The 6268-nt window shown below is 71.9% G+C and carries 5 protein-coding genes and 1 rRNA gene; 5 read left to right on the plus strand and 1 reads right to left on the minus strand.

Features of this window, described 5'->3' with window-relative positions:
* Positions 1–238: 238 nt before the first annotated feature.
* The 3 genes from AC07AL_RS18875 (at position 239) to AC07AL_RS18885 (ending at position 3458) form a co-directional block, all read left to right on the plus strand.
* Entirely contained in the window at positions 239–997 is a 759-nt protein-coding gene (locus AC07AL_RS18875) for a sulfite exporter TauE/SafE family protein (RefSeq protein ID WP_363589448.1), read from the plus strand.
* Positions 998–1138: 141 nt separating this feature from the next.
* The gene (locus AC07AL_RS18880; RefSeq protein WP_400807605.1) at positions 1139–1444 is read left to right on the plus strand and encodes a 4a-hydroxytetrahydrobiopterin dehydratase; all 306 of its coding nucleotides are present in this window, start codon (positions 1139–1141) and stop codon (positions 1442–1444) included.
* A 94-nt stretch (positions 1445–1538) separates the two neighbouring features.
* Positions 1539–3458, plus strand: a complete 1920-nt coding sequence (locus tag AC07AL_RS18885; RefSeq protein ID WP_400807608.1) for an outer membrane protein assembly factor BamB family protein — start codon at positions 1539–1541, stop codon at positions 3456–3458.
* Between the two features lie 34 nt (positions 3459–3492).
* On the opposite strand, the gene AC07AL_RS18890 is transcribed toward AC07AL_RS18885, so the two are convergent.
* Positions 3493–4035 (minus strand): HNH endonuclease, encoded by a 543-nt coding sequence (locus AC07AL_RS18890; protein WP_063349641.1) that lies wholly within the window; start codon positions 4033–4035, stop codon positions 3493–3495.
* A gap of 290 nt (positions 4036–4325) precedes the next feature.
* On the opposite strand from AC07AL_RS18890, the gene tyrS reads away from it, so the two are divergent.
* Together tyrS and AC07AL_RS18900 are read left to right on the plus strand one after the other, a co-directional pair.
* Entirely contained in the window at positions 4326–5597 is a 1272-nt protein-coding gene (gene tyrS, locus AC07AL_RS18895) for a tyrosine--tRNA ligase (RefSeq protein WP_400807627.1), read from the plus strand.
* 579 nt (positions 5598–6176) lie between these two features.
* Positions 6177–6268, plus strand: a 16S ribosomal RNA gene (locus AC07AL_RS18900); the annotation flags it as partial.

The raw sequence follows: 6268 nt of genomic DNA on the forward strand, positions 1-6268 counted from the left end.
GCTCCCGGACCCCCCCACCCCCCCCCCCCCCCCGCCCCCCCCCTCCCCCCCCCCCCCCCCCCCCCCCCCCCCCCCCCCCCCCCCCCCCCCCCCCCCCCCCCCCGGCGTGTGGCGGTCGTGGCGGTCGTGGCGTGTGGCGGTCGTGGTGGTGCGTGTCCCGAATCGTGGGCGGCCCTGGTCCGACCGGTGGGCCGTCCGGCATGATCCCCCCGGACAGGACCGAGAGGAGAGGTGACCCATGACGCTCTGGGAGGGCATCGCCGTCCTGGTGGCGGGCGTCGGCGCCGGGATGATCAACGTGATCGTCGGCTCCGGCACGCTGATCACGTTCCCGGTGCTGCTCGCCATCGGGATTCCGCCGGTCACCGCCAACGTCTCCAACACCTTCGGCCTGGTGCCCGGTTCGCTCAGCGGCGTGATCGGCTACCGCCGCGAGCTGGCCGGCCAGGGCCACCGGCTGCTGCGCCTGGGCACCGCCTCACTGCTCGGCGGACTGGTCGGCGCGCTGCTGCTGATCAGACTGCCGAACGGCGCCTTCGACGCGATCGTCCCGGTACTGATCCTGCTCGCCCTCGTCCTGGTGGTGATCCAGCCCAAGGTCGCCAAGGCGGTCGCCGCCCGCCGCCGCCCCGACGGGGACCCGGACGGCGGCCTGCTGCTGTTCGTCGGCGTCTTCCTCACCGGCATCTACGGCGGCTACTTCGGCGCCGCGCAGGGCGTCCTGCTGCTGGCGCTGATGGGCATGCTGCTCCAGGAGGACCTGCAGCGGATCAACGCCGTGAAGAACGCGCTGGCGATGGTCGTCAACGGCGTCGCCGCGCTGTTCTTCCTGTTCACCTCCACCGTCAACTGGGCGGCCGCCGGCCTGATCGCGGCGGGCTCGCTGGTCGGCGGCCTGCTCGGCGCCAAGGTCGGCCGCCGCCTGCCGCCGGTCGCGCTGCGCGGGATCATCGTGGTGGTCGGCCTCGCTGCGGTCACCAAACTGCTGCTGAGCTGATGAGCTGAGCATCCGTCGGGGGACGCCCGCCGGGGGCTGCCCGTCAGCGGCTGTGTCGTCCGGTGCGGAGGGCCCCGGCTCGGTATGTTCCTCGCAGTGCACGCCGGACCGGACGACGAGACGACGAACGGAAGAGCTTCGATGAGCAGCAGGGCACGGCTGAGCGAGGACGAGATCACGGCGGCCCTGGCCGCACTGCCGCGGTGGACCAGGGAGGGCGACAGCATCGTCCGCGTGGCCGACGCCCCCGACTTCCCGGCGGCGATCCGGGTGGTCGTCGCCGTCGCCGAACAGGCCGAGGCGCTCGGCCACCACCCCGACGTCGACATCCGCTGGCGCACCCTGCGCTTCGTCCTCTCCACCCACAGCGCGGGCGGGCTGACCGGCCTGGATTTCACCCTGGCCGCCCGCATCGACGAGGCGCTGAAGGCCGAGTCCGCGGGCTGACCTCCCCGACCCCCCGAGGCCGGGGCGGCGCGCTCGAACGGGCGTGAGATGCTGACTGCCGCATCGGCAGGCGGCTCGGGAGGGACGGGAACGGATGGCGCAGGAGCCCTTCGGAGACGCCCAGCAGCAGCCGTGGTACCCCCAGGGCCGGCAGGCCTGGCCGGTCGGCGGGCACCAGGAGCCGCAGCCGCAGGACCATCCGCAGCAGGAGTACTGGCAGACGGCGGCGGGCTACGGCCAGGGCGGGTACGGGCAGGGCTCGCCATACGGACAGGACCCGCGCCAGGACGGGCAGGACGCGCAGTACGGACAGGACCCGCAGTACGGGCAGACCGGCTACGCCCAGACTGGGTACGCCGAGGGCGGCTACGCCGAGGGGCAGTACCAGCAGTACCAGCCGTACCCGGATCGTGGGCAGCAGCAGTACGCGCCGTACGCCGTCCTGGAGCAGCCTGCGGGGGAGGGGCTGTACGTCCCGGTGGGGGCGGAGTACTCGGCCGACGGGTACGTGCACATCGAGGACGCCGAGCCCGTTCCGGTGGAGCCGTCCACGGAGCCCGAGCCGGACACGACGCCCGAGGCCGCGCCCGTCGCGCCGTCGCGGGCTGCCGCCCGTCGGGGCAGGTCCCCGAAGGCAGGCTCCTCGACGGCGGGCTCTTCGCTCTCGGCCAGGGCCCGCGCCGCCGCCGGGGCGGTGCTCACCGGCGAGCACGTGCCCAGCCGGCGGACCCTGCTGGTGCGCACCGGAGCCGGGGTGGCCGCGCTGGGCGTGCTGGTCGCGGCCGGTCTGATGGTCGGGGCCGAGGGCGGTGGCAGCGCGGCCGCGAGCAGCGGCGGGGAGCCCGGTTTCGCCGTCGCGCACACCAAGGTGTGGTCCGCCCAGCCCGCCGCGTCCGGGTCGTCGGGTGACGACACGCTGGTCGGCAGCTGGCTGCTGGCCGATGCGGTGGTCCGCGCCGATGCCGCCGGCGTGCGGGCCTACGACCTCGCGGCCGGCAAGCCCGTCTGGTCGGTCGAGCCACCGGCCGCCGGGGCCGTCCCGTGCGGGCTGTCGGCGGGGGTCAACCAGGCGGGGCTGGGCGCGGTGCTGTTCCGGGCCCAGGCCGACCCGAAGAGCCCGTGCACGCTGGTCGCCGCCGTGGACACCAAGACCGGCAAGACCGCGTGGACGAAGACCGTCTCGGACGCCAAGGGCGCGTACGGCGCGCGGATCGGCGTCACCGAGGACAAGGTGATCGCGGTCGGCGACGACCGGGCGGTCGCCTGGGAGTCCGCGGACGGCAAGGACGTCTGGCAGTACACCGGTCAGGGCAAGTTCTGCACCCTGTCCGGCGGCGTGACCGGCAAGACCGTGCTGGTCGCCTCCTCCTGCGCCGACTCGACCCCCGCCGACCAGGCCGTCGCACTGAACACGGCGGACGGCAAGGTCAGTTGGTGGCGCGGCCTGAACAACCGGCCGAAGACGGTGACCGTGCTGTCCGCCGAGCCGTCCGTCGTCCTCACCACGGGCGAGAAGCCGGAGGACGACCGGGTGTTCTCCTGGGGCGCGGGCGGGGACCCGGCCGCCGAGATCCCGGTGGTCGGCGACGGCGGCCGGCTGGACGTCGGCCACGGCACGTTCTCGGCCACGCCCGAGGTGTTCTTCCAGAACCGCACGATGGTCACCACGCTCGTCCCGGCGAACGGCGGCGGACCGGCCGCGGCGGTCGGTTACGACCTCGACACCGGTAAGCAGCGCTGGAAGGCGCCGACCGCCGCCAAGGGCACCGTCCGGGCGGTCGGCGTCGACGGCGGCGCGCTCGTGCTCGCCGCCGACGAACGCCGAGACCAGCCCGCCCGCCTCAGCCGGTTCCCGCTGGCCGGCGGCCAGGAGGCGACCGGAGGTAACTTCCCCCAGGGCACCGGTTCGCTGCTGGTCTCCGGGCGGGTGCTGATCGGCGGCGGGCGGGTGGTCGTGATGCCCGAGCACTCGGCCAACTACGGCACGGCGGCGGGCTACCAGGCGAAGGGTTAGCCCGGGCCCCGTAGGGCGCGGCTCGTGGCGGCGCTCACGCGGCCGGGACGGCTGTCGGAGCGGGCTGGCCCGGCACGGCCGGCAGCCAGTCGGCCAGCTCCCGGGCCTCCGAGCCGCGCAGGCCGAGCGCCAGCATGAGGGTGGCCTGCGGGGTCGGCACGAACGGCCGGCGCAGCAGCCTCATCCCGGCCTGTTCGGGTGTCCGGTCCGCCTTGCGCTGGTTGTCCTCCGGGCACGCGGCCACGGTGTTCAACCAGCTGTCCTCCCCACCGCGCGACCTGGGCTGCAGGTGGTCCACCGTGGTGGCCCGCCGCCCGCAGTACGCGCACAGGTGCTGGTCCCGGGCCAGGACACCCCGCCGCGACCACGGCGCCTGTTGTCGGAACGGCACTCTCACGTAGCGCTGAAGCCTGATCACCCGGGGCACCGGGATGCTGACGCCCGTCCCCCGGACCGTGCGCAGCGGATGCGCCTGCTCCACCACCGCCTTGTCCTGGAGCACCAGGACGACGGCGCGCTGGAGCGACACCGTCGTCAGGGGCTCGTAGCTCGCGTTCAGAACCAGCGTGTTGCGCACTCGGCACACCCTTCCCGCGGGCGTGCCACGGCGGCACGACCGTCTCCACACACGTCACTGCCGCCGCACGGCGGTGACACCACTCTGAACGGGCCCACAGCCGACGAACAACGGAATTTCCGGTATCGGGCAGGCGCCGGAGCGGCCGGGGGAGGACTGCGGCACGACGCTCGGGGAAAACCCGCTGGCCCCGACCGCGTAGGCTCTACCACGCTGGAGTCGCACCGACCCGGGGTCCGAGAGAACGGGCCGCCACCGGGCGGGCGCCCGATCGAAGGAGAAGCGTGACCGTGACGGACATCGTCGACGAGCTGCGGTGGCGGGGGCTGATCGCCCTGTCCACCGACGAGGACGCACTGCGCAAGGCGTTCGCGGACGGCCCGGTCACGTTCTATTGCGGCTTCGACCCGACGGCCCCCAGCCTGCACCTCGGCAACCTCGTGCAGATCCTCACCATGCGCCGCATCCAGCAGGCGGGAAACCTCCCGCTCGGCCTGGTCGGCGGGGCCACGGGCCTCATCGGTGACCCGAAGCCCACCGCCGAGCGCGTCCTCAACGACCCCGAGACGGTGGCCGGCTGGGTCGAGCGGCTGCGGGGCCAGATCTCGCGCTTCCTCGATTTCGAGGGCCCCTACGCGGCGCGCATGGTCAACAACCTGGACTGGACGTCCGGGATGTCGGCCATCAGCCTGCTGCGCGACGTGGGCAAGTACTTCCGCGTCAACAACATGATCGCCAAGGAGGCCGTCGCCCGACGGCTCAACTCCGACGCGGGTATCAGCTACACCGAGTTCAGCTACCAGATCCTGCAAGGCATGGACTACCTGGAGCTGAACCGCCGCTACGGCTGCACCCTGCAGACCGGTGGCAGTGACCAGTGGGGCAACCTGACCGCCGGCACGGACCTGATCCGCAAGGCCGACGCCAAGTCCGTGCACGCGCTGGCCACGCCGCTGATCGTCAAGGCCGACGGCACCAAGTTCGGCAAGACCGAGTCCGGCACGGTCTGGCTCGACCCCGAGCTGACCACCCCGTACGCCTTCTACCAGTTCTGGCTGAACGCGGACGACCGGGACGTCCCCAACTTCCTGCGGATCTTCAGCTTCCGCTCGAAGGAGGAGATCGAGGAGCTGGAGCGCGAGACCACCGAGCGCCCCGCCGCCCGCCTCGCCCAGCGAGCCCTCGCCGAGGAGCTCACCACCCTCGTCCACGGCGCCGAGCAGTACGAGCGCGCGGTCGCCGCGTCCAAGGCGCTGTTCGGCCAGGGCGACCTCGCCGACCTGGAGGCGCCGACCCTGGCCGCCGCCCTGGCCGAGGTCCCGAAGGCCGAGGTGGCCGAACTCCACTCGGTGGTCGACCTGTTGGTCGCCGTCGGCCTCGCACCGAGCCGTTCGGCCGCCCGCCGCACGGTCAAGGAGGGCGGCGCCTACCTCAACAACGTCAAGGTGACGGACGAGGAAGCGGTGCCGGCCGAGGCCGACCTGCTGCACGGTCGCTGGCTCGTACTGCGCCGCGGCAAGCGCAACCTGGCGGCGGCGGAGCTGGTTCCGGCTACGGTGTGACCGAAACACGACGCCGCTGAGCTGCGGCTTCGACATACGAGGGCGGGATCCAGCCGGATCCCGCCCTCGGTGTTTGACGATGTCGTCCGGGTGGCCTAGTGTTGAACGAGTCGCTGATGCGGCCATCCCACTCCGCAGGACCCACCCTCACCTCGATACCCATTGACATGGGTTTGTTGGCGTTCCCGTCAACCGTGGTGAGTGTGAATTTCGGGTGACAACCGAAATGCGCTAATGTGGAGGCCGTCGCGGAAAGCGGCCCGACCAGTTCGGGAAATCGGATGAATGAAACTCCGGAAAACGGAGCGGAAAACATCTGGTAAGCTGGAAACACGAAAGAACGAAGCGCCCGGAGGGCCCGCTGGAAGGCGGTCCGAAGGAAGTGTCCGTTCCTTGAGAACTCAACAGCGTGCCAAAAGTCAACGCCAGATATGTTGACATCCCCGGCCTCGATCGTTTGATCGGGGTTGGAGATTCCTTTTGAAGTAAAACACTAGCGAGGACGCAGTGCGCGGGACCGCCCTATTCCGGTGGTTGCCGTGTCGCTCAACGCGAGTGCCACCCGATTGCGGGTAGACATTCACGGAGAGTTTGATCCTGGCTCAGGACGAACGCTGGCGGCGTGCTTAACACATGCAAGTCGAACGGTGAAGCCCTTCGGGGTGGATCAG

Source organism: Kitasatospora sp. NPDC043949 (assembly GCF_056435365.1).

Excerpts from the sequence above, each read along its gene's own strand:
- AC07AL_RS18875 (WP_363589448.1), top strand. The coding sequence starts at position 239 with ATGACGCTCTGGGAGGGCATCGCCGTCCTGGTGGCGGGCGTCGGCGCC.
- AC07AL_RS18880 (WP_400807605.1), top strand. The coding sequence starts at position 1,139 with ATGAGCAGCAGGGCACGGCTGAGCGAGGACGAGATCACGGCGGCCCTG.
- AC07AL_RS18885 (WP_400807608.1), top strand. The coding sequence starts at position 1,539 with ATGGCGCAGGAGCCCTTCGGAGACGCCCAGCAGCAGCCGTGGTACCCC.